Source organism: Enterobacter sp. JMULE2, from assembly GCF_013337145.1.
Taxonomy (GTDB): domain Bacteria; phylum Pseudomonadota; class Gammaproteobacteria; order Enterobacterales; family Enterobacteriaceae; genus Enterobacter; species Enterobacter mori.
Genome location: NZ_SGWD01000014.1, coordinates 169,302 through 189,710 on the forward strand (window position 1 = coordinate 169,302; position 20,409 = coordinate 189,710).

Below are 20,409 nucleotides of genomic sequence, written 5' to 3' on the forward strand. Positions count from 1 at the left end.
GGGTTTCCCTTAAGAGGACAATATCGTGAGGCTCGATCCTGAAACAGACTTAAAACTGGAGCGCGTGGTGGACGCACCGCGCGACCTGCTGTGGCTGTGCTGGACTACGCCCGAACACATCAAAAACTTCTTCATTCCTGCTCCCCATAAGGTGACCGAATGCGATCTCGACCTGCGCGTGGGCGGGCGGTTCAACACCGTGTTTGAGGTGGACGGTCAGCGTATGGATAACCGCGGTGTCTTCCTTGAAATCGATCCCGGTAAAAAGCTGGTCTTTACCGACGGTTACGGGGAAGACTGGAAACCGGCTGAGAAACCGTTTATGACGGCGATCCTGCTGCTGGAAGACGTAGGTGAGGGCAAAACCCGCTACACGGCGATTGCGCGTCATCCGACGAAGGAAATTCGCGAACAGCATGAGCAGATGGGCTTCCACGAAGGGTGGGGGATTGTGCTGGATCAGCTAGTGGGGTATGTGAAGTCTCTTCGACCCCCTCTCCCTTGAGGGAGAGGGTTGGGGGGAGGGGGAGAATTCATTGATCAAGTCGAAGATAGGTTTCTCTTTTTGGTATTCCTCATCTGACGAAATATTGGCTCTCCCTTTTCATCAAAGTATCTTTCCGGCCATATCACATCGGGCGGAATGTTTAGCGCCTGAGCGATAAGCAATTCACCTTTGGGCCATGGTCGGGTAAGCGCGTTTGCCAGTGTGGATGAGGAAAGGCCAGCCTTTCGGGACAACGCAGCCAGGCTTGTTCCGTGTTTCTTTAGTGCGGCGATGATATCGGCAGGATGCCAGTTCTGATGACGCATTGTGTCCTCCTTACATGTGTTTGTTACGTGCTTAATTATCCTGTTTTGGGATAAATACGCAATAAGAGGATATTCGATTTCAGGATATTTGTATGGAATCGGAACAATGGCCTCAGTTTACTCGGATGAATATCAGCGTGTTATCAATGCGTTGAAGAAAGCGCGTAAGGAGAAGGGGATTACTCAGGCACAGCTTGCTGAGGCTCTGGGTAAACCGCAATCGTTTATTGCTAAAGTGGAAAGCGGTGAACGCAGGTTAGATGTGGTGGAATTTGTGCATCTGGCGAGGTTGGTGGGGTTAGAACCAGCATATGTGATAGATTCTATTTAATAATTTAGGGTATTTTTATGTTTGATAAAGCTTCGGAATTATTAGAGCAGTTTATAGCAATTGAGAGTCGTGAAGTTAGTAAAATGGACATGCCTCATATGCCAACATTAGGTTCTGCTTATGAAGAGATTACCAAACAAGGAATCGATCAGGAATTTATCATTCCTAAAGGGCTAAATCTTAAAGTCGTTTCAGGTTTCATTTCTATAGGAGATAAGTTATTAAAACAACAAATAGATGGAATGCTGGTTCATGGCGAAGGGAAGCAATATGGAAGAACATCTGAGTATATTTATTCTATAGATCAAGTTCTTTGTATTTTTGAAGTCAAGAAGACGCTAAATAAAAGTGACTACATCGATGCTTTTGATCACCTTCGGATAATTAGGAATGAGTATTCAGAGTATTTTGAATCAAAATTTCAAGATCCAGATTTTGAACCCGATATCAGTGTTGCAAGTAAACATTTTTCTCAAATAACAGGTAGGAATGCTCCTGCATGTTATAGTGATATTCACTCTTTATCAAAATCAGATGGCATTTTGTTTTACTCGTTAGTACAAGAAACTCTTGCTCCTTGTAGTATTATCCATGGGTATGGTGGATATACAACTGAAGCAGGAATGAGAAACGCATTTCTTGATATATTAACTGATAAGGGCGAAGTTTCTGGAAATGGGCTTGGTGTACCAAGCCTACCAACTTTGGTGATTTCTAATCATATAAGCATAGTTAAAGCCAATGGTATGCCTTTTTTAGGTATCAGCCATGATAGACAATGGGCAGCACTTGTCTCTATGAGAGAAAATTCTGCTAGAATTATGTTAGAGATCATTTGGTCAAAAATATGGTGATGCATCTAATTAGTTGAATCTGATGTATAATACGGGCTTTTGAGGTTATCTCATGGCCAGCGTTAACGTTCATTGTCCCCGTTGTCAGTCTGCACAGGTCTACCGCCATGGTCAGAACCCTAAAGGCCATGACAGATTTCGCTGCCGTGACTGCCACCGTGTGTTTCAGCTCACTTATGCTTATGAAGCGCGTAAGCCGGGTATTAAAGAGCAGATCACTGAAATGGCCTTCAATGGTGCCGGGGTTCGCGATACCGCCAGAACACTGAAAATTGGCATTAACACCGTCATCCGGACTTTAAAAAACTCGCGCCAAAGCGAATAACGTCTTCGCCTGTTGCCCATGCTGATGTGGCGCTTATCTGCGAACTTGATGAGCAATGGAGCTTCGTTGGCAGTAAAGCCCGGCAGCACTGGCTCTGGTACGCGTACAACACCAAAACAGGCGGTGTACTGGCCTACACTTTCGGTCCTCGAACCGATGAAACTTGCCGGGAGCTACTGGCACTGCTTACACCATTCAACATCGGCATGATCACCAGCGACGACTGGGGCAGCTATGGCCGGGAGGTGCCGAAGGATAAGCATCTGACCGGCAAAATATTCACCCAACGCATTGAGCGTAATAACCTGACGCTCCGCACCCGCATTAAGCGATTGGCTCGTAAAACAATCTGCTTCTCACGCTCAGTTGAGATCCACGAAAAAGTGATCGGAGCGTTTATCGAAAAACACATGTTCTACTAATTGGATGCGCTACCAAAAATATCTATGTTTTTTGACGTGAAAATGCCGTGGGGTGATGATTCCAAAATTGAGAATATGGCTCCTTTATTGTATGCAATTCCATTAGAAAAAGGAAATGAAGTTGGTTGGCTTTATAAGTCTGTGGAGTTGAAAGAAAGTGAATTAAAAGTCAGAGAAGTTGTTAAAGAATGGCAGCCTGAACGCATTGATAAAGATATACAGACTGTGTTTTATAGAATGATGTTCAATGGAGGAATCCTGGATATCAATGCTCTCGCAGGTATTGCGGCAGATAATGATGAAGAAGAAAGCGTTTTATTATTAAAGCTTGAGAAAACATTTTTATTTAAAAGGGATGAGGAATATATTAGACCAATAACACCTATTTTAATAATGGTTGAGGATGATAATGAAAATTGTTATCTGTCGTCAAGTCGGGAGCATCTTGATGTTTGGTGTGATAAATATGATATTTCAAAAAACTATATGCAATTGATGATAATGGAATAAATGTATACCTAATCCAGTCACCCTCATAATTTGTAAGTGGTGACTGGATTACTAATTCAATTCTCAACTCAATTTCGGATACGCATCCGCGATCGCATCGCCCGTAAACTGGGCCACCCAGCCTTCCGGGTTATCGAAAATACGAATCGCCGTAAAGTTCGGCTCTGAACCCATATCGAACCAGTGTGGCGTACCCGCGGGCACGGAAATCAGGTCGTTTTTCTCGCACAGCACCTGATACACCTCATCGCCAATATGCAGGCAGAACAGCCCCGCGCCTTCTACGAAGAAGCGCACTTCGTCTTCGCCGTGGGTGTGTTCGTTCAGGAACTTCGCGCGCAGCGCCTCTTTCTGCGGGTTGTCGGCGCGCAGGCTGATCACGTCCCAGCTCTGGTAACCCTTTTCTGCGACCAGTTTGTCAATTGCATGTTGATACGCCTCGATCACGGCTTCGGGCGCGGGATCGTGGCCTAAATCGCGATCCGCAGCCCAACGTTCAAACCGCACGCCTTTGGCGTTGAGCTGTTGGGCAATTTCGGCGGCGTCGGTGCTGTGCCACTGGTGTTGGCTGGCGTCTTTATCGGAATAAATGGTCAATGCGCTCATGAAGGGATCTGCTCCGGATTAATCTCGTCAAACTGGTGGACCTGATGGTGATGGCTTGCGCCGTCATCATCGCCGCGAATCAGCTGCAGGGTGCGAAAACCTGCCCGTTCAGCCGCGTCCAGCTCCTGATGGATATCGGACAGGAACAGGATCTGCGACGGGGCGATGCCCGTTTGCGCCGCAATGTTCTGATAAGACTGCACCTCGCGCTTGGCGCCGATGTGGGTGTCAAAATAGCCGCTGAACAGATGAGTAATATCACCTTCGTCGCTGTAGCCAAATAACAGTTTCTGCGCGGCGACGGAGCCCGAGGAATAAACATAGAGATCAATCCCTTGCGCTTTCCACTTTTCCAGCGCAGGAAGGACGTCCGGGTAGAGGTGGCCGGTAAAGTCGCCGTTCACGTAGCCGTCGTGCCAGATGATCCCCTGCAGGGCTTTGAGCGCCGTGGATTTGCGATCTTCGTCCATAAAGGCAAACAGGGCATCGATAAGCTCGCTGACGCTGGCGTGCGGGTGACCGATTTCATCGCGCAGGTTGTCCAGAATGGATGTGACCGGCTCGGCGTACTGCTGCGCGGTGACGAAGGCCGCCAGCCGCTCACGCGCATAGGGGAACAAAACATCATGGACAAAACGGATATCGCTGGTGGTGCCTTCAATATCCGTCACAATTGCGCGAATCATACTCTCTCCAGTTGTCGTAAACGCATTTCACATTCAAACAGGAATTCCAGTCCTTCCAGATGACGGCGGGCTTCGGCCACGTCGCGTCCCCAGCAGGTTAAGCCATGACCGCGCAGAAGAAAACCATAATTAAGCGGGCGTTCCTGTGCGTAATGGGCGATGCGCGAGGCGAGGGCATCGATGTCCTGGTCGTTATCAAATACCGGGATGGAAACCGTATCCAGATGCGTGGTCTGTCCGGTGAGGGATTTTTGCATCTCAAAGCCGCTAATATTCAGTTCAGCCTCTTTCACCAGGCGCGACAGTACCGTGGCGTTGACCGTGTGCACGTGCAGCACGGCATTGGCCTCCGGGAACAGGCGATAAATAAGGGTGTGTAGCCCCGTTTCGGCTGATGGCTTACGACCAGACGGCGCGCGGTTGGTGGCGATCTCCACCTGCAGAAAATCCTCCGTCGTCAGGCTGCCTTTGTCTTTGCCGGATTCGCTGAGCCAGCACAGGCGTTCGTCCTGACGCACCGACATGTTGCCGCCGGTGGCGGGTGCCCAGCCTTTGGCGCCAATCCAGCGGCAGGCGTCGACCAGATGTATGAGTTGCAGGTTGTATGTCATTTCCTTTTACCCTCGCGGCCAGGAATATTCATATGGTATAGACGTCTAAGCGTCTTGATTGCCAAAGACTAACATCGTGTTATAGTGGCAGCAACATAAGTATTACAAGCAGGCACGACACGATGAGCAATAACGCATTGATTCCGCAGAGTAAACTTCCCAATCTCGGGACCACCATCTTTACGCAGATGAGCGCCCTGGCACAGCAGCACAACGCCATTAACCTTTCGCAGGGGTTCCCGGATTTCGACGGTCCGACCTATCTGCAGGAGCGTCTGGCTTACCACGTGGCGCAGGGGGCGAACCAGTACGCGCCGATGACCGGCGTGCAGGCGCTGCGTGAAGCCATTGCGGATAAAACGGAGGAGTTGTATGGCCATAAGCCCGATGCGAACACCGACATTACGGTGACGGCAGGGGCGACCGAAGCGCTGTATGCGGCCATCACTGCGCTGGTGCGGACGGGCGATGAAGTCATCTGCTTTGACCCGAGTTACGACAGCTACGCGCCAGCCATCGAGCTTTCCGGCGGCGTGGTGAAACGCGTGGCGCTCCAGCCACCGCATTTCCGCCCTGACTGGCAGGCGTTTGCCGCGCTGCTGAGCGATAAAACCCGTCTGGTGATCCTGAATACGCCGCACAACCCGTCGGCGACGGTGTGGCAAAAGGCCGATTTCGCCGCGCTGTGGCAGGCCATTGCCGAACGTGAGATTTACGTACTGAGCGATGAAGTCTACGAGCACATCTGCTTTGCAGAGGAAGGGCACGCCAGCGTGCTGGCCCATCCGCAGCTTCGCGAGCGCGCTATCGCCGTCTCATCATTCGGTAAGACTTACCACATGACCGGCTGGAAAGTGGGCTACTGCGTCGCACCAGCCGCCATCAGCGCTGAGCTGCGCAAGGTGCACCAGTACCTGACATTTGCCGTGAATACGCCTGCTCAGCTGGCGCTGGCGGACATGCTGCGTGCGGAACCTGAGCACTATCGCGAGCTGCCGCGTTTCTACCGTGAAAGACGGGATCTGTTTGTGTCTGCGCTGAGCCAAAGCCGTCTTGAGATTTTGCCTTCCGAAGGGACTTACTTCCTGCTGGCGGACTACAGCGCCATTTCCGATCTGGACGACGTGAGCTTTTGCCAGTGGCTGACAAAAGAGGTGGGCGTGGCCGCCATTCCGCTGTCGGTGTTCTGCGCCGATCCCTTCCCGCATAGGCTGATTCGCCTTTGCTTTGCGAAACAGGAATCGACGCTGCTGGCGGCGGCAGAGCGCCTGAACAGGCTCTGATTATTTTACCGTCCAGGCTTCTGAGTAACGACGGTCTGCGAAGAGTTCCAGCAGGCCGTTGATTTGCTTGAGGCGCAACACTTCATCGTTATCCATCCCCAGCTCCTTGCCAATCCTCTCGTCGTTCCAGCCAAGCTGAACCAGTTCACGAACAATCTCTGACATGGCGTTGATCTGGTGCCGTCCGCGCGCGCGGTTATGGCGAATGGTCGCCGCCATGCGGTTATGTTTGTCCTGCCGATCTTCGCGCAGGCAGGTGACGGGCAAGTACCCTTTGAGCTGGCGCTTTAACGACGCCCGGTTGGTGCCAATCTCATGGCGATGAAAACCATCGACAATTTCGTAGTGCTGAGATGCATTTTGCGTCACAACGATAGGTTGCGTGAATCCATCAAGTTCCAGGGATTTACTTAGTAGCCGTTTTTCCGGTGGCGCAACGTTATTGGGGTTGTAGTCGTTGGCGGTGATATCGTCCTGTTTCACCCAGAGCACGCAGTCTACAGGTTGCTCGCTAAATGGGCTGTTTTTGTGTATCGCGACTCGCAGGGCGTTAATGGCGTTTATTCGATCCTCTTCGGGAAGTGACTGCAGGTAGATATCTATTTCGTTGATTATTCGCTGTCGCATAAAATGCCCCACTCCTTGCGTTTTGCCTTCACTCTGTCGCTGTAGCGCTGATAATGTTTGGGTTTATTTGGGCTGAACGAGAGCGCCCGGCACCAGTAGTCGTTATTGAGTAAAACCTTACAAATACGTCGCCACGAGGGAATATCTTTTGCGCCGATGTCATCTTCCTGCGTGTCGGGAATATCGTCCATACCTCTCTTTTGATACCAGTGAAGATACACCGCGATTTTATTGCGGTAATGCTCAGCGGTATTTTGCGGCATGCTGTCGAGCAGCAGCATGGCGTATTCGCGCCAGCATAGATGTTCGGGTTTGAGTATTTTGCGGTGACCATAAAAATGGTTGTCGTGACCAGCGTAAATTCCCCCGCTGCGTACCCCGCTGACGCGTTCGCACATGGCGGCCCAGCGATCGGGTTCGACCACATGGTAGAGCCAGAGTCCCTGACGCTGCTCGGGACCAAAAGGTTCGCAGATACGCATGTAGCGCGGGGGCACGCCGGCCTGGTACATCAGGTCGTAAAGTGGGTTGTAGCAGCAGCCGGTTTTTGCAAACCAGGTCCAGATATCGGCCGTTTTCCAGTCATAAAGCGGGTAGATATACCAGGCGTGCCCGCCCGGTGCGACCGTCGTCCAGGGTTTGTCATCAGAGAACCGCTGTTTACGCGCTGAAGCGATGGCCAGAAAGCGGTTATAGGATTCATCGGCGCGGATCCCAACCATGACTGCTGCAGGGCGTTTTTGTGCGTACCATTCCGCAAAATCGCGGACGAAGGCTTCGAACGTCATACCCTGCTGATAAAAATCGAAATAGTGTGGATCGGTAATGGCATCTTCTGGCGGTTGACGAACCCAGTGAGTGTCGGGCGCCCAGCATTGCCATTCAGGTTGAAACTGAGACAGGGAGTTCTGGGTGGTTATCGGTAGCGCGACCCACCAGAACTGATTAATGACGTCCTGATAAAGCGCTCGCACTGTTTCAATATGCTTAATGGTTAATGAGAACTGCGCTTCCCAGTCCAAAAATAAGATATCTATTTTTCGTTTTAGCCGCCGTGCCTGCCGGGCGACAAGGTGTAGCATCACGGTAGAATCTTTTCCGCCAGAAAAGGAGACGCACACCCTTGGAAAATTGTTAAGCGTCCAGTCTATGCGTTCTACAGCGGCTTCAAGAACATTTTCCCGTAGTGGGATTTTATAGATCGACATGGTTCATCGCATCCTGCGTGGTAAATGCCTAAATGAAATTCAAGCTTATTATGAAAGTAATTTCCCTTACTTTCACGAAATCATTTTTTCAATGTGTGATTTTTTTATTTCCCATCCTGGAAATGATTCTTAGAGCCTATCTCAATAGGACTTTATTCCAGACAATAAGACCACAGGCAAAATGCAACATGGCCTCGTAATTTTCAGTCTTCTTTTCCCATCGTGTCAGAACCCGGCGAAAGCGATTCATCCAGCTATGAGTTCTTTCGACAACCCAGCGATGGGCTTTGAAGTCCGTGTTTTTACTGGCATCTGACTCTTCTTTACGGGACTGGATATGCGGCTCGTAGCGGCGGCTCTGCAGATATGTTTTCAGCCAGCCTGCATCGTAACCTTTGTCCAGGCAGAGTCTGAGTTTTTGCCCCGGACGACCCGTCTGAAGGGCATCGAGCGTATCCGCAACCAGTTTGATGTCGTGCGTGTTCGCTGCTGAGACAACCAGCGACAGAGGAAGCCCGCAGGCGTCCGTCAAAAGGCTGCGCTTTACGCCTTGTTTCCCTCTGTCAGTGGGGTTACGGCCTGTTTTTTTGTTCCTGACAGCGGCGATTTGGTGATACAGCCGTCCATTGACAGCCAGGACCAGTCAATGCTGTCCAGATGCCCGCAGGCAAGCAAACCGTTCTGCCAGAAGCGCTCGAAGACTCCGGCATCGCGCCATTCCTGAAAGCGCCGGTGTGCAGAACTCGATGAACATATCCCGGTGGCGTTCAGGGCGTTCCACTGGCAACCGGTCCTGAGGACGAAGAATATGGCGTCCATGGCAGCGCGGTTATCAACGCGTTTCCGGTGCGTACCGAGTGGATGGCAGGTTTTGTGCTCAGGGATAAGCGGTGCCATTTTTTCCCAAAGTTCATCGCTGATCCGCCATTTGCTGCCTGTCATCTTTTCACCTTCAGAAATTATCAGTTACGACATTCTGACAATCCCTTCTGGGATAGGTTCTTAATCAGAGGGCGCAGCAATACAGAGCTTATGCATTTTTTCAATGAATGTTGAAAAAACGCTGCTGTTCAGTGATGAACGACTGTAGAGCATATAAATATGTATTTCGGGCAGTGTAAACGGGGTCTCAACCCTTTTTAGTTTCAACGCCTCTTTATATGTTTCATAGATGGATACGGGAATGAAGCCTAAGAGCTCGGATGAGCTAACCATGGAGATAAGCGAACTGACGGAGTCCGTGCGAAAAGCAATGTTTCGTTCCGGGAAAACCCCATTGGCGCGATTCTGAAACTCTTTAACGCCCGGGTGAGCACTCCGATAAAAGGTGTACTTCTCGCGGTATAACGCCTCGGTACTGGCCTGCTCGCCGATCCTCGGATGGTCTTCTCGGCAGATCAGCACGATAGGCACCGTCGTAAAGAGGGTACACACAACAGAGTGGTTTTTCACCGGTGCAATCGTAAAGATCAGGTCCGCTTTACGGTACGCAAGCAGGTCCTCCGCTGATTCCGGAGAGATAAGCATATCACGTTGTTCTACCTCGTAATCTTCCTCAGACATTAACAGCTTCATCGGTTCGAGCATATAACCGGGCGACACCATTTGAGAGCAGTAAATGACGAAGTTTTTCTTGACCCCAGAGTGATGCATCAGGTTGATCGTTTGCTCAATCTGGTTGAGATTCTGTTCAAGATGGTGGTGCAGGTTGATGCCTACCGTGGTCGGTGTAATCCCCTTACCGGAACGGATAAAAAGGGGGTCATTGAGCTGGTTGCGCAGGCGTTGCAGCGATTGGCTCACGGCAGAAGGCGTGATATAGAGCGTCTCGGCGGCCTTACTGATACTGAGATGTTGGTAAATACATTCGAAAATGACTAACAGATTGAGATCGAATTTTTTAAGCTCATAGAGATTTGCCATTTTTAGTCCTGCGGATGCCGGGTTTGCTGAAGTTATCACATTACTGATAACTATAGATTGAAGTTAACCATTTACAATCTTTGTGGTTCACTGACTTAATTTTATTTTAAAATCATCTTAATATATCACGGCGTCAGATTAATGAAATAGAACTTCAAGAGCGATTAAGATAATTTTATCTTTAAAGTCTGATTGGCTTTTTTGAATGACAAGCGACATTTATATATGGCGGGAAATTCATAATAAAATTAAATCTATAACCTTCCGAAATTATTTTCGATTTTGCCTATCACAGTCATAGGCAGGAATGTCACTCTTATGGATTGCTCAACGCCGGGACGGATGGTGTAATCAAAGCGCTGTTACCGCCTTGATACTCTAGGTTGTAGAGCGCAACGCAACGCCAGTTTCGGCTGGCACTGAATGTACCTGCGGGGAATTCAGGTATCAGGGCCGCCCGTTGAGGCGGCCTTTTTACTTTCAGGCTTTCCTGTAAAAGGTTCACCTTGTTGTCTTGTCGAGGTTGTAAGGTTTGGCTGATTGATTTGATAAAGCATACGCATTAGCCCCGATGAATAAAGTTGGTTACCTTACATCTCAACGAAAACACGGAGGAAGTACAGATGTCTTTGATTAATACCAAAATTAAACCTTTCAAAAACCAGGCGTTCAAAAACGGTGAGTTCATCGAAGTTACCGAGAAAGATACCGAAGGCCGCTGGAGCGTCTTCTTCTTCTATCCGGCTGACTTTACCTTCGTTTGCCCGACTGAACTGGGTGACGTAGCGGACCATTACGACGAACTGCAGAAGCTGGGCGTAGACGTTTACTCAGTGTCTACCGATACCCACTTCACCCACAAAGCATGGCACAGCAGCTCTGAAACCATCGCGAAAATCAAATACGCGATGATCGGCGACCCGACTGGCGCCCTGACCCGTAACTTCGACAACATGCGTGAAGATGAAGGCCTGGCTGACCGTGCCACCTTCGTTGTTGACCCGCAGGGCATTATCCAGGCTATCGAAGTTACCGCTGAAGGTATCGGCCGTGATGCTTCTGACCTGCTGCGTAAAGTGAAAGCTGCTCAGTACGTGGCTTCTCACCCAGGCGAAGTGTGCCCGGCGAAATGGAAAGAAGGCGAAGCGACGCTGGCTCCATCCCTGGACCTGGTCGGCAAAATCTAAGTCTGTAAAGCCTGGCGGCGCTGCGCTTGCACAGGCCTACAGTATCGTAGGCCGGGTAAACGAAGTGCCACCCGGCAATCAATGGGCGCCCCCGCGCCCATTTCATTCCAGCACCATGATGCAAGCTGCATTCAGGCCGCCCGTATAAGGCAGCTTGCATGATGACGTCTTAAGAGAGGGAAGAACAATGCTCGACACAAACATGAAAACCCAGCTCAAGGCCTACCTTGAGAAACTGACCAAACCCGTTGAGCTGATTGCCACGCTGGATGACAGCGCCAAATCGGCAGAGATCAAGGAACTGCTGGCGGAGATCGCCGAACTGTCGCCGAAAGTAACTTTCAAAGAAGACAACGCGCTGGCCGTTCGTAAGCCCTCTTTCCTGATTACCAACCCAGGCTCTGACCAGGGACCGCGCTTTGCCGGATCTCCGCTGGGTCACGAATTTACCTCACTGGTGCTGGCGCTGCTGTGGACCGGTGGTCATCCGTCAAAAGAAGCGCAGGCGCTGCTGGAGCAGATCCGCGATATCGACGGTGATTTCGAGTTTGAAACCTATTACTCGCTCTCCTGCCACAACTGCCCGGACGTGGTGCAGGCGCTGAACCTGATGTCAGTTCTGAACCCGCGCATTAAGCACACGGCGATTGACGGCGGTACCTTCCAGAATGAAATCACCGATCGCAACGTGATGGGCGTTCCGGCGGTCTACATGAACGGTCAGGAGTTTGGCCAGGGCCGTATGACCCTGACGGAAATCGTGGCCAAAGTGGACACCGGCGCAGAAAAACGTGCGGCAGAAGAGCTGAACAAACGCGATGCCTACGACGTGCTGATCGTCGGTTCCGGCCCGGCGGGCGCAGCGGCGGCGGTTTACTCCGCACGTAAAGGGATCCGCACCGGCCTGATGGGCGAACGTTTTGGCGGTCAGGTGCTAGATACCGTGGATATCGAAAACTACATTTCCGTGCCAAAAACGGAAGGTCAGAAACTGGCAGGCGCACTGAAGGCGCACGTCAGCGACTACGACGTGGACGTGATCGACAGCCAGAGCGCCAGCAAGCTGGTTCCTGCTGCGGTTGAAGGTGGTTTACACCAGATTGAAACCGCGTCCGGCGCAGTGCTGAAAGCGCGCAGCATTATCATTGCCACCGGCGCGAAATGGCGCAACATGAACGTCCCGGGCGAAGATCAGTACCGCACCAAAGGCGTGACCTACTGCCCGCACTGCGACGGCCCGCTGTTCAAAGGCAAGCGCGTGGCGGTGATCGGCGGCGGTAACTCCGGTGTGGAAGCGGCAATCGACCTGGCGGGTATCGTTGAACACGTGACCCTGCTGGAATTTGCCCCGGAGATGAAGGCCGATCAGGTGCTGCAGGACAAAGTACGCAGCCTGAAAAACGTCGACATCGTGCTGAACGCGCAGACCACGGAAGTGAAGGGCGACGGCAGTAAAGTGACGGGGCTGGAATACCGCGACCGCGTGAGCGGCGATGTTCACAGCGTGGCGCTGTCAGGCATCTTCGTGCAGATTGGTCTGTTGCCAAACACCACCTGGCTGGAAGGCGCGATTGAGCGCAATCGCATGGGCGAAATCATCATTGATGCGAAGTGTGAAACCAGCGTGAAAGGCGTGTTTGCGGCGGGCGACTGTACCACCGTGCCGTATAAGCAGATTATCATCGCTACCGGCGAAGGTGCGAAGGCGTCTCTGAGTTCGTTTGACTATCTGATTCGCACCAAAACCGCATAATAAAAGAAAGTAAGACAACACCTGCAATAGCAAGAGGCCACCGAAAGGTGGCCTCTGTTTTTTTTACCGAACCACCATCACCGGAATGTGGGTGTGGCGGATCACGCTGGAGGCGTTAGAGCCCAGCAGGTGAGTGGTGATCGACGGATTACGCGAGCCAATCACCACCACGTCGGCTTTCAACTCACCGGCCAGTTCGTTTACGGCATCACGCACGCTGCCAAAACGGACGTGGGTTTTGATGCGCGATGGGTCAATGCTGAAGTGCTCAGCCATGGTTTGCAGTCGGGTTTCGGCTTCGTGCTGAAGGTGCTCTTCGAAGCGGCGCACGTCGGCGGCAAAACGATGCAGGCTCAGGCTGGCCGAACCCGGTAATACATGAAGAAGATGAATAATGCCGTCCTGCTGCGCAAGGAACTCCGCGTGGCGAACGGCCTTGTCGCTCAGCTCCATCTCAAAAACATCAACCGGCATAATGATTGTCTGATACATACCCGTTTCTCCTTGTTTATAAACGCTGAATTCATTCAAACATAAAATATTATCGCTTTCTGTAATCTGAACAGCACTTTTCTATTCCGCCAGGATAAATCTCAAAACGGCCTGATTTCATGGCTGACCTTCAGAGGACGCTACCCTTTTAGAAGCTTACTCACATCCTTTCGGAGGTCGCATGAAAGCACTCACGTACCACGGTCCACACCATGTTCGCGTGGATAATGTTCCCGATCCCGTCATTGAACAACCTGACGATATCATCCTGCGCGTCACGGCGACGGCGATTTGTGGATCCGATCTGCATCTCTACCGCGGTAAGATCCCGAAGGTCGAGCATGGCGACATTTTTGGTCATGAGTTTATGGGTGAAGTGGTCGAAACCGGCAGGGATGTGAAGAACGTGCAGAAGGGTGAGCGGGTCGTGATCCCCTTCGTGATTGCCTGTGGCGACTGCTTTTTTTGCCGTCTGCAACAGTATGCGGCCTGCGAGAAAACCAACGCCGGGCAGGGCGCGGCGCTGAACAAAAAGCAAATACCTGCCCCTGCCGCACTGTTTGGTTACAGCCACCTTTACGGCGGCGTGCCGGGAGGACAGGCGGAATACGTTCGCGTGCCGAAAGGCAATGTCGGACCGTTCAAGGTGCCGCAACTGTTGTCAGATGACAAAGCGCTGTTCCTCTCGGATATTTTACCCACAGCCTGGCAGGCAGCAAAAAACGCGCAGATTACAAAAGGCTCGAGCGTGGCAGTTTTCGGCGCGGGGCCAGTCGGTTTACTGACCATCGCCTGCGCGCGACTGTTAGGGGCTGAACAGATCTTTGTCATTGACCATCATCCGTACCGGCTGCAGTTTGCTCAGGAACGTTACGGTGCCATTCCCATAAACTTTGATGATGATAACGACGCGGCGGAAAAAATCATTGAGCAGACGGCGGGGCAGCGCGGCGTGGATGCGGTGATTGACGCGGTCGGGTTTGAAGCCAAGGGCAGCACCACGGAAACCCTCCTCAGTAATCTCAAGATTGAAGGAAGCAGCGGCAAAGCGCTACGCCAGTGTATCGCGGCCGTACGACGTGGCGGGGTGGTGAGCGTGCCGGGCGTCTATGCCGGGTTTATTCATGGGTTCTTATTTGGCGACGCATTTGATAAAGGGATCAGCTTTAAGATGGGGCAGACACACGTTCATGCCTGGCTGGGCGAACTGCTGCCGCTGATTGAAAAAGGGCTGCTGACGCCGGAGGAGATCGTCACGCATTATTTGCCTCTGGCCGACGCTGAACGTGCGTACAAGATTTTTGAGAAACGGGAAGAGGCATGTCGCAAAGTCATTCTGGTTCCCGGCGCGGAAAGCCCCGAGGCGGCGGAGCAGCAGGTTAAGGGGCTGGTTAACGCTTTCCCCGGCGGGGTAGTGTGAGCGTAGTCGTTTACCAGTGGCGCTCAAGATACAGCACGGCCATGACGATAATCGCCAAAAAAATGAGAAAAATAAGTGTGATAGCCAGTATCTCACTCATAACCGTCCCCGCGGCAACAAAACAGATTAAGCGTGGATTAAGGTGATTTTGAGCGATATAGGACAATCGGGTGAAATGACGAAAAGAGGATGCAAGAGCATCCTCTTTGCAGGGCGGAAAGCGCGGGATTAACGGAGGTAATCGCCTGCGGCTTCTGGCTGGTAGAGCAGCTCAAGCACTTCCAGATGCGTCGACGCGCCACCCGGTAGTTCCCAGTGAATGGTATCACCTGTGCGCAACCCAAGCAGGGCCGCACCCACAGGTGCCAGTACGGAAAGCTGTGTGCTGCTGTCGGTCATTTGCGTCGGATAGACCAGCGTGCGGGTCAACTCTTCGCCCGTCGTCAGGTTACGAAATTTCACCTGGCTGTTCATGGTAACCACATCCTGAGGCATGGTCTCAGGCGTGCACATCTGCGCCCGGTCAAGCTCCTCGTTCAGCGCATCGGCTACCGGGAGAGAAGCGAATTCGGGTTTCTCCAGAAGACGGTCAATACGTTCTGCGTCGAGCTCATTAATGATAATTGTGGGTCTGGACATTTTTTACTCCATGTCGTTAATACTGCGTGTAACGCAGAAACCAATCCAAAAGAAAACCCTCGCCGTCTGGCAGCGAGGGTTTAACTCTCCCGATGATACTGGCTGAGCGTGCAAGTTTGAAGTGATGAAGGTCACATTCATGGTCCATATGAATTTTCGCTGAAATTTATTCAGTCTTCATTCCGGGCGGAATACGTTACGCTGAGTCTCCTGAACCTGGGCGTTGCGCCCCATAAATGAGAGAGAACGATGTACTTCTACCAACCGTCTCAGGGTCACGGCCTGCCGCACGATCCGCTGAACGCCATTATTGGCCCGCGCCCGATTGGCTGGATCTCGTCCTGCGACACGAACGGCCTGCTTAACCTCGCGCCGTACAGCTTCTTTAACTGTTTCAACTATCGGCCACCGATCATTGGTTTTTCCAGCAACGGCTGGAAAGACAGCGTGCGCAATATTCATGAAACGGGCGAGTTTGTCTGGAACCTGGCCACGCGCGATCTGGCTGCTGCGATGAACAAAACCTCGGCCATGCTCCCCCATGATGAAGATGAGTTTACCTTTGCCGGACTCACGCCCGTCGCCAGCCAGCTGGTGAAAGCGCCGCGCGTGGCAGAAAGCCCGGTGAATTTTGAGTGCCGCCTGTCGCAGTGCATCCAGCTGACCGGCGCAGACGGTACGCCGGTGGACACCTGGCTGGTATTGGGAGAAGTGGTCGGTATTCATATTGCTGATACGCTGCTGGAAGAGGGGATCTATCAGACCGCAAAAGCGCAGCCCATCCTGCGTGCGGGTGGGCCGACGGCGTATTACGGCATCAGCGATGAACACCGGTTCGATATGGTACGTCCGGGCGCGGGTCAGTAACCGGCTTTATCAATAACGAACTGTTTGCCGCAGTTGCCTGGATGCGGTTGCGGCGCAAAAGAGGCCGACGAGAGAGGGGCATTAATGGTGTCGGCTTTCAGGGAGATCTGCATCTCGGTCAGATAAGCCGGATTGCCGTTACAGGTAAGCTTAATGGCTTTGACGTTCTGTTTGCCCCAGCTTTTCGCGACGGCATTATCAAAGTCACGGCGGCTGACGGTCTTGCCGTAGTTATCCGCCAGAAATTTACCGACTGCGCTGGTTTTAACATCCTGATTTAAACGCACCATGGTGCCGAAGTAAGCGTCGGGATCAAAACCAAAGCAGACGCCATGTTTGGCATATTCGTAACGTTCCAGGCAGGAGTTCCCGCCCGCGCCGGGCATCACGCTGTTAAGCTTTGCGGCGCCTGAAAGTGACAGCCCGGTTTCTGCGGCAGAACATTTACGGCTTGCTTTTGCTTCAGGCATGTTCGGGACGGGGCGGGTGGCACAGCCAAAGCGCATCCAGCGGCGTTCATCTACCCCGCGTGACGCGATGGATTTTGGCAGGCCAGGCCATAAGCCGTGCACGGTCAGGAAATCAGTTTTGCTGGCGCTCTCTTTTTGCAGGCGACATTCATCGGGTTCATTGCGATTGCGTTCGACCATGCTTTGACAGAATCCGGTTTGCCAGGAAAGCGCCAGAACGTAGCGATCGAAATCGCCATATTGCGTTGCCTTGAGGGGTTCTGCTTGTGCGGAGAGGACACAAAGGGCAAGCGCCATAGCGCCAGAGGGGATAGCGATATCCTTACTGAACATTTGATTTCCTGATCGATTGAGTGCAATTAATTTCTGGAAATTATTAAAGCACAAAAAGCGCCCGCAGGCGCTTTTTGGTTATCAGGAATTTCGCTTAGGCGGCGCCGGGAACCAGCACTTCAGTGGCGATGATCACGATGATCAGGCCAACCAGCACGGGTACTGACGTCCGTTTCACGACCTCAAACGGCGAGATTTTTGCCATACCGGCGACGGCAACCACCACACCCGATACCGGAGAGATGGTACGGCCCAGGTTTGAGGCCTGAAGCATCGGGATGGAAAGGTAAGCCGGGTTAATGCCAGAGGAGTGAGCCAGTTTCGGGATCATCTCAACGAAGGCGTAAAACGGTGCGTTACCGGAACCCGTGGTCATTGCCGCCAGCATGGTGAGGATCACCAGGACCAGCATCAGGATAATGCTGGCAGAGCCGAACGAGGTGGCGATGGAGATCAGGCTCTGAATAAAGCCGATGGTGCTGAGACCCTGGGCAAACACGCCCGCGGCAACCAGCAGCATCACGACGCCAGCAAACGCATCCGCCATCCCGCGATAGGCCACTTCCAGTCCTGAGAACACCTTCTGCGTGTTGAAGCCGCGCACAAATTCCAGCAAGGCAGCCAGCAGCATACAGATTACCAGAATGGTGATGATGTGCAGCTGTGGACCCCATTTGCCGTCAAAAATCAGTACCCCGATAATCGGGGTGAACGGCAGAATGGCGTAAAACGCGGGCGCAGTGGTGGTGATTTCACTCACGTCCAGCATTTCATGGCTGATGTTCTCTTTCTTATCGAGATAGCGCTGCCAGAAGAAGTGGGCGATGCCCATACCCACGATGGCAACAATGGAGATGGGCAGCGTGGTCTTAAAGGCGAAATCGATGAGTGACATCTCCGCCGCCTTTGCCGCCAGCACAACGTCGCCGGAGGTTGGGGAGAGAATAATGGCTGCTGGAGAGGCACAAATTGCCGCGGCCGCGCCACGGCTGATACCGACGTTGACCATAACCGGGAACAGGGTTGCCATTAACAGTACGCCAAGGCCGGTTGCAGACGACACCGCAAGGGACATCAGGCAGGCGAGGAAATAGGCCGCGACCATAAGCAAATAGGGGGAGTTGATGTACTGCAGTGGTTTCGACGCCAGTTTGACCACCATATCGTTTGCGCCGATATGGGTCATATAGGCGGCAAAACCGCACAGCATCATAATCATCATGCCCAGGTCGCCACCGCGGCTCATGAGCAGAATTTTTATATATTCAACAATGTCGGTGGCCGTGTAGCCGGTGCTGGCTGCGCTGGCAGGTAACACCTGATGACCCATTAGCGCGCTAACAATCAGCAGGGTTAAGCCGCCGACAAATAACACGCCTGTGGCTGAGTACCCTTTAATGATGTAGCGAGCTACACCGACAATGACGACGACTCCGATAAGGAGTTCGATAAACGTAAGCATGATTTCCCCTGTCTCCTTGCTACCCGAGAGCACAAATAATCAATAAAAAAGAAGGATGAGAATGTGCCGAATTATTGCTCAGTCCTTGCTGATTAAAATCAATAAAAAGACTACTAAAGAAGGCATTGACGCTATTTTTGCCATCACTCCGGCATTTATGTCATATGGGTATTGACCGCCGGATACACCATTATATGTCATTTAGCGCACGGCAGGTCGGGAACGTGCGGGGCGCTGAAGCCTGTCTCTTCTGTGCACCTGGCAGCCTTTTCCCATAAGCCATATGATGCGTTTGGTTCAAAATCCTTTATTCTTCTCCGGGTATATTATTATTTTGGCGCAACGTATAAATATCTTTCACATACAATGTAAATTTAAAAAGACTTTGTGGGTTGTATTGAAAGTTATATTTTATTGTGCGAATTAATTGTCTTTAATATAGCGTCATTGGCCTTCAGGTTTTGTGGCTGAATATAGTAGTTATGAGGTAGAAGTGCTACGAATATGGACAAAGGTGAGAACGGCTGGCGGGCTTACTGACGAGTGCTGAGGGCGGCGGCAGAGCCCGGCAGGGCTGGAGAGCATCTTCTCATCCTTTTTCTAAGAATATTCTCGGATTTAGGGCCATTAATTAGGAATAACGCTGATGTTGTTAAGGATTCATTCAACTATTCTATGGTAAACTTTGCCTTGAATACTAAGAGCCTATCTCAATAGGACTTTATTCCAGACAATAAGACCACAGGCAAAATGCAACATGGCCTCGTAATTTTCAGTCTTCTTTTCCCATCGTGTCAGAACCCGGCGAAAGCGATTCATCCAGCTATGAGTTCTTTCGACAACCCAGCGATGGGCTTTGAAGTCCGTGTTTTTACTGGCATCTGACTCTTCTTTACGGGACTGGATATGCGGCTCGTAGCGGCGGCTCTGCAGATATGTTTTCAGCCAGCCTGCATCGTAACCTTTGTCCAGGCAGAGTCTGAGTTTTTGCCCCGGACGACCCGTCTGAAGGGCATCGAGCGTATCCGCAACCAGTTTGATGTCGTGCGTGTTCGCTGCTGAGACAACCAGCGACAGAGGAAGCCCGCAGGCGTCCGTCAAAAGGCTGCGCTTTACGCCTTGTTTCCCTCTGTCAGTGGGGTTACGGCCTGTTTTTTTGTTCCTGACAGCGGCGATTTGGTGATACAGCCGTCCATTGACAGCCAGGACCAGTCAATGCTGTCCAGATGCCCGCAGGCAAGCAAACCGTTCTGCCAGAAGCGCTCGAAGACTCCGGCATCGCGCCATTCCTGAAAGCGCCGGTGTGCAGAACTCGATGAACATATCCCGGTGGCGTTCAGGGCGTTCCACTGGCAACCGGTCCTGAGGACGAAGAATATGGCGTCCATGGCAGCGCGGTTATCAACGCGTTTCCGGTGCGTACCGAGTGGATGGCAGGTTTTGTGCTCAGGGATAAGCGGTGCCATTTTTTCCCAAAGTTCATCGCTGATCCGCCATTTGCTGCCTGTCATCTTTTCACCTTCAGAAATTATCAGTTACGACATTCTGACAATCCCTTCTGGGATAGGTTCTAAGAATGGTAATTGC

At 51.8% G+C, this 20,409-nt stretch carries 24 protein-coding genes; 10 read left to right on the top strand and 14 right to left on the bottom strand.

All coding sequences use genetic code 11. The features are described 5' to 3' along the window. Positions 1 to 25: 25 nt before the first annotated feature. Complete coding sequence (locus EXW94_RS16085) at positions 26 to 505, top strand: SRPBCC family protein (RefSeq protein WP_174340540.1); 480 nt, start codon at positions 26 to 28, stop codon at positions 503 to 505. A 35-nt stretch (positions 506 to 540) separates the two neighbouring features. Here EXW94_RS16085 and EXW94_RS16090 read toward each other — a convergent pair whose 3' ends face one another. Beyond that, positions 541 to 813: a helix-turn-helix transcriptional regulator gene (locus EXW94_RS16090; protein WP_109844974.1), complete on the bottom strand. Its 273-nt coding sequence runs from the start codon at positions 811 to 813 to the stop codon at positions 541 to 543. A gap of 106 nt (positions 814 to 919) precedes the next feature. Here EXW94_RS16090 and EXW94_RS16095 point away from each other — a divergent pair, with 106 nt between their 5' ends. The 4 genes from EXW94_RS16095 to EXW94_RS16110 all read left to right on the top strand — a co-directional run bounded on the left by EXW94_RS16095 (position 920) and on the right by EXW94_RS16110 (position 3,255). Then, a complete protein-coding gene (locus EXW94_RS16095; RefSeq protein ID WP_063861184.1) occupies positions 920 to 1,144 on the top strand; it encodes a helix-turn-helix domain-containing protein in 225 nt (74 codons plus the stop codon). Positions 1,145 to 1,161: 17 nt separating this feature from the next. Beyond that, positions 1,162 to 1,998 (top strand): DUF6602 domain-containing protein, encoded by an 837-nt coding sequence (locus EXW94_RS16100; RefSeq protein WP_174340541.1) that lies wholly within the window; start codon positions 1,162 to 1,164, stop codon positions 1,996 to 1,998. A gap of 52 nt (positions 1,999 to 2,050) precedes the next feature. Continuing rightward, a protein-coding gene (locus tag EXW94_RS16105) for an IS1 family transposase (RefSeq protein WP_174340542.1) occupies positions 2,051 to 2,745 on the top strand; the annotation gives its coding sequence in 2 pieces (ribosomal slippage) (positions 2,051 to 2,297 and positions 2,297 to 2,745; 696 coding nt in all). A gap of 24 nt (positions 2,746 to 2,769) precedes the next feature. Next, entirely contained in the window at positions 2,770 to 3,255 is a 486-nt protein-coding gene (locus EXW94_RS16110) for a hypothetical protein (RefSeq protein ID WP_174340543.1), read from the top strand. A gap of 63 nt (positions 3,256 to 3,318) precedes the next feature. On the opposite strand, the gene EXW94_RS16115 is transcribed toward EXW94_RS16110, so the two are convergent. Genes EXW94_RS16115 through EXW94_RS16125 form a run of 3 tightly spaced genes read right to left on the bottom strand, consistent with a single transcriptional unit; the run spans position 3,319 to position 5,158 of the window. After that, positions 3,319 to 3,861, bottom strand: a complete 543-nt coding sequence (locus EXW94_RS16115; protein ID WP_174340544.1) for an acireductone dioxygenase — start codon at positions 3,859 to 3,861, stop codon at positions 3,319 to 3,321. Further along, entirely contained in the window at positions 3,858 to 4,547 is a 690-nt protein-coding gene (mtnC, locus tag EXW94_RS16120; RefSeq protein ID WP_148401336.1) for an acireductone synthase, read from the bottom strand. Before mtnC ends, EXW94_RS16115 begins: the two co-directional genes overlap by 4 nt. Continuing rightward, positions 4,544 to 5,158: a methylthioribulose 1-phosphate dehydratase gene (locus tag EXW94_RS16125; RefSeq protein WP_174340545.1), complete on the bottom strand. Its 615-nt coding sequence runs from the start codon at positions 5,156 to 5,158 to the stop codon at positions 4,544 to 4,546. Before EXW94_RS16125 ends, mtnC begins: the two co-directional genes overlap by 4 nt. Before the next feature lie 122 nt (positions 5,159 to 5,280). Between EXW94_RS16125 and EXW94_RS16130 the strand changes: the two genes are divergently transcribed. Beyond that, on the top strand, positions 5,281 to 6,441 hold the full coding sequence (locus tag EXW94_RS16130; RefSeq protein WP_174340546.1) for a pyridoxal phosphate-dependent aminotransferase: 1,161 nt from the start codon (positions 5,281 to 5,283) through the stop codon (positions 6,439 to 6,441). Here EXW94_RS16130 and EXW94_RS16135 read toward each other — a convergent pair whose 3' ends face one another. The 4 genes from EXW94_RS16135 to EXW94_RS16150 all read right to left on the bottom strand — a co-directional run bounded on the left by EXW94_RS16135 (position 6,442) and on the right by EXW94_RS16150 (position 10,199). Further along, on the bottom strand, positions 6,442 to 7,068 hold the full coding sequence (locus EXW94_RS16135; protein WP_174340547.1) for a ParB/RepB/Spo0J family partition protein: 627 nt from the start codon (positions 7,066 to 7,068) through the stop codon (positions 6,442 to 6,444). Further along, complete coding sequence (locus EXW94_RS16140; RefSeq protein ID WP_174340548.1) at positions 7,053 to 8,276, bottom strand: phosphoadenosine phosphosulfate reductase; 1,224 nt, start codon at positions 8,274 to 8,276, stop codon at positions 7,053 to 7,055. Before EXW94_RS16140 ends, EXW94_RS16135 begins: the two co-directional genes overlap by 16 nt. 136 nt (positions 8,277 to 8,412) lie before the next feature. After that, positions 8,413 to 9,218, bottom strand: a protein-coding gene (locus tag EXW94_RS16145; protein ID WP_174339605.1) for an IS5 family transposase whose coding sequence is annotated in 2 segments (ribosomal slippage) — positions 8,413 to 8,865 and positions 8,868 to 9,218 — 804 coding nt in all. Because the reading frame shifts where the segments join, the coding sequence is not laid out codon by codon here. Positions 9,219 to 9,278: 60 nt separating this feature from the next. Then, on the bottom strand, positions 9,279 to 10,199 hold the full coding sequence (locus EXW94_RS16150; RefSeq protein WP_108415845.1) for a LysR family transcriptional regulator: 921 nt from the start codon (positions 10,197 to 10,199) through the stop codon (positions 9,279 to 9,281). Positions 10,200 to 10,822: 623 nt separating this feature from the next. Here EXW94_RS16150 and ahpC point away from each other — a divergent pair. Further along, positions 10,823 to 11,386: an alkyl hydroperoxide reductase subunit C gene (ahpC, locus tag EXW94_RS16155; RefSeq protein ID WP_008501015.1), complete on the top strand. Its 564-nt coding sequence runs from the start codon at positions 10,823 to 10,825 to the stop codon at positions 11,384 to 11,386. Between the two features lie 187 nt (positions 11,387 to 11,573). After that, positions 11,574 to 13,139, top strand: a complete 1,566-nt coding sequence (gene ahpF / locus EXW94_RS16160) for an alkyl hydroperoxide reductase subunit F (RefSeq protein WP_089598876.1) — start codon at positions 11,574 to 11,576, stop codon at positions 13,137 to 13,139. Positions 13,140 to 13,202: 63 nt separating this feature from the next. On the opposite strand, the gene uspG is transcribed toward ahpF, so the two are convergent. Then, positions 13,203 to 13,631, bottom strand: coding sequence for a universal stress protein UspG (gene uspG, locus EXW94_RS16165; RefSeq protein WP_174340549.1), 429 nt, complete (start codon positions 13,629 to 13,631; stop codon positions 13,203 to 13,205). 181 nt (positions 13,632 to 13,812) lie between these two features. Between uspG and EXW94_RS16170 the strand changes: the two genes are divergently transcribed. Further along, positions 13,813 to 15,051 carry a zinc-dependent alcohol dehydrogenase gene (locus tag EXW94_RS16170; protein ID WP_148401332.1) on the top strand — a complete coding sequence of 413 codons (1,239 nt, stop codon included), beginning with the start codon at positions 13,813 to 13,815 and terminating at the stop codon, positions 15,049 to 15,051. Between the two features lie 10 nt (positions 15,052 to 15,061). On the opposite strand, the gene yldA is transcribed toward EXW94_RS16170, so the two are convergent. Beyond that, positions 15,062 to 15,151: a small membrane protein YldA gene (yldA, locus tag EXW94_RS28475; protein ID WP_283095801.1), complete on the bottom strand. Its 90-nt coding sequence runs from the start codon at positions 15,149 to 15,151 to the stop codon at positions 15,062 to 15,064. A gap of 128 nt (positions 15,152 to 15,279) precedes the next feature. Beyond that, complete coding sequence (gene rnk / locus EXW94_RS16175) at positions 15,280 to 15,690, bottom strand: nucleoside diphosphate kinase regulator (RefSeq protein WP_010428502.1); 411 nt, start codon at positions 15,688 to 15,690, stop codon at positions 15,280 to 15,282. 249 nt (positions 15,691 to 15,939) lie between these two features. Between rnk and EXW94_RS16180 the strand changes: the two genes are divergently transcribed. Further along, complete coding sequence (locus tag EXW94_RS16180) at positions 15,940 to 16,557, top strand: flavin reductase family protein (protein ID WP_148401331.1); 618 nt, start codon at positions 15,940 to 15,942, stop codon at positions 16,555 to 16,557. On the opposite strand, the gene rna is transcribed toward EXW94_RS16180, so the two are convergent. From rna to EXW94_RS16195, 3 genes are all read right to left on the bottom strand, one after another. Further along, positions 16,551 to 17,324: a ribonuclease I gene (rna, locus tag EXW94_RS16185; protein WP_371317572.1), complete on the bottom strand. Its 774-nt coding sequence runs from the start codon at positions 17,322 to 17,324 to the stop codon at positions 16,551 to 16,553. The genes EXW94_RS16180 and rna overlap by 7 nt on opposite strands. Positions 17,325 to 17,454: 130 nt before the next feature. Further along, positions 17,455 to 18,822: an anaerobic C4-dicarboxylate transporter DcuC gene (gene dcuC, locus EXW94_RS16190; protein WP_089598881.1), complete on the bottom strand. Its 1,368-nt coding sequence runs from the start codon at positions 18,820 to 18,822 to the stop codon at positions 17,455 to 17,457. A gap of 705 nt (positions 18,823 to 19,527) precedes the next feature. Next, positions 19,528 to 20,333, bottom strand: a protein-coding gene (locus tag EXW94_RS16195) for an IS5 family transposase (protein ID WP_174339605.1) whose coding sequence is annotated in 2 segments (ribosomal slippage) — positions 19,528 to 19,980 and positions 19,983 to 20,333 — 804 coding nt in all. Because the reading frame shifts where the segments join, the coding sequence is not laid out codon by codon here. Between the last annotated feature and the right edge of the window lie 76 nt (positions 20,334 to 20,409).

Excerpts from the sequence above, each read along its gene's own strand:
- EXW94_RS16090 (WP_109844974.1), bottom strand. The coding sequence starts at position 813 with ATGCGTCATCAGAACTGGCATCCTGCCGATATCATCGCCGCACTAAAG.
- EXW94_RS16095 (WP_063861184.1), top strand. The coding sequence starts at position 920 with ATGGCCTCAGTTTACTCGGATGAATATCAGCGTGTTATCAATGCGTTG.
- EXW94_RS16100 (WP_174340541.1), top strand. The coding sequence starts at position 1,162 with ATGTTTGATAAAGCTTCGGAATTATTAGAGCAGTTTATAGCAATTGAG.
- EXW94_RS16110 (WP_174340543.1), top strand. The coding sequence starts at position 2,770 with ATGTTTTTTGACGTGAAAATGCCGTGGGGTGATGATTCCAAAATTGAG.
- EXW94_RS16115 (WP_174340544.1), bottom strand. The coding sequence starts at position 3,861 with ATGAGCGCATTGACCATTTATTCCGATAAAGACGCCAGCCAACACCAG.
- mtnC (WP_148401336.1), bottom strand. The coding sequence starts at position 4,547 with ATGATTCGCGCAATTGTGACGGATATTGAAGGCACCACCAGCGATATC.
- EXW94_RS16125 (WP_174340545.1), bottom strand. The coding sequence starts at position 5,158 with ATGACATACAACCTGCAACTCATACATCTGGTCGACGCCTGCCGCTGG.
- EXW94_RS16130 (WP_174340546.1), top strand. The coding sequence starts at position 5,281 with ATGAGCAATAACGCATTGATTCCGCAGAGTAAACTTCCCAATCTCGGG.
- EXW94_RS16135 (WP_174340547.1), bottom strand. The coding sequence starts at position 7,068 with ATGCGACAGCGAATAATCAACGAAATAGATATCTACCTGCAGTCACTT.
- EXW94_RS16140 (WP_174340548.1), bottom strand. The coding sequence starts at position 8,276 with ATGTCGATCTATAAAATCCCACTACGGGAAAATGTTCTTGAAGCCGCT.
- EXW94_RS16150 (WP_108415845.1), bottom strand. The coding sequence starts at position 10,199 with ATGGCAAATCTCTATGAGCTTAAAAAATTCGATCTCAATCTGTTAGTC.
- ahpC (WP_008501015.1), top strand. The coding sequence starts at position 10,823 with ATGTCTTTGATTAATACCAAAATTAAACCTTTCAAAAACCAGGCGTTC.
- ahpF (WP_089598876.1), top strand. The coding sequence starts at position 11,574 with ATGCTCGACACAAACATGAAAACCCAGCTCAAGGCCTACCTTGAGAAA.
- uspG (WP_174340549.1), bottom strand. The coding sequence starts at position 13,631 with ATGTATCAGACAATCATTATGCCGGTTGATGTTTTTGAGATGGAGCTG.
- EXW94_RS16170 (WP_148401332.1), top strand. The coding sequence starts at position 13,813 with ATGAAAGCACTCACGTACCACGGTCCACACCATGTTCGCGTGGATAAT.
- yldA (WP_283095801.1), bottom strand. The coding sequence starts at position 15,151 with ATGAGTGAGATACTGGCTATCACACTTATTTTTCTCATTTTTTTGGCG.
- rnk (WP_010428502.1), bottom strand. The coding sequence starts at position 15,690 with ATGTCCAGACCCACAATTATCATTAATGAGCTCGACGCAGAACGTATT.
- EXW94_RS16180 (WP_148401331.1), top strand. The coding sequence starts at position 15,940 with ATGTACTTCTACCAACCGTCTCAGGGTCACGGCCTGCCGCACGATCCG.
- rna (WP_371317572.1), bottom strand. The coding sequence starts at position 17,324 with ATGGCGCTTGCCCTTTGTGTCCTCTCCGCACAAGCAGAACCCCTCAAG.
- dcuC (WP_089598881.1), bottom strand. The coding sequence starts at position 18,822 with ATGCTTACGTTTATCGAACTCCTTATCGGAGTCGTCGTCATTGTCGGT.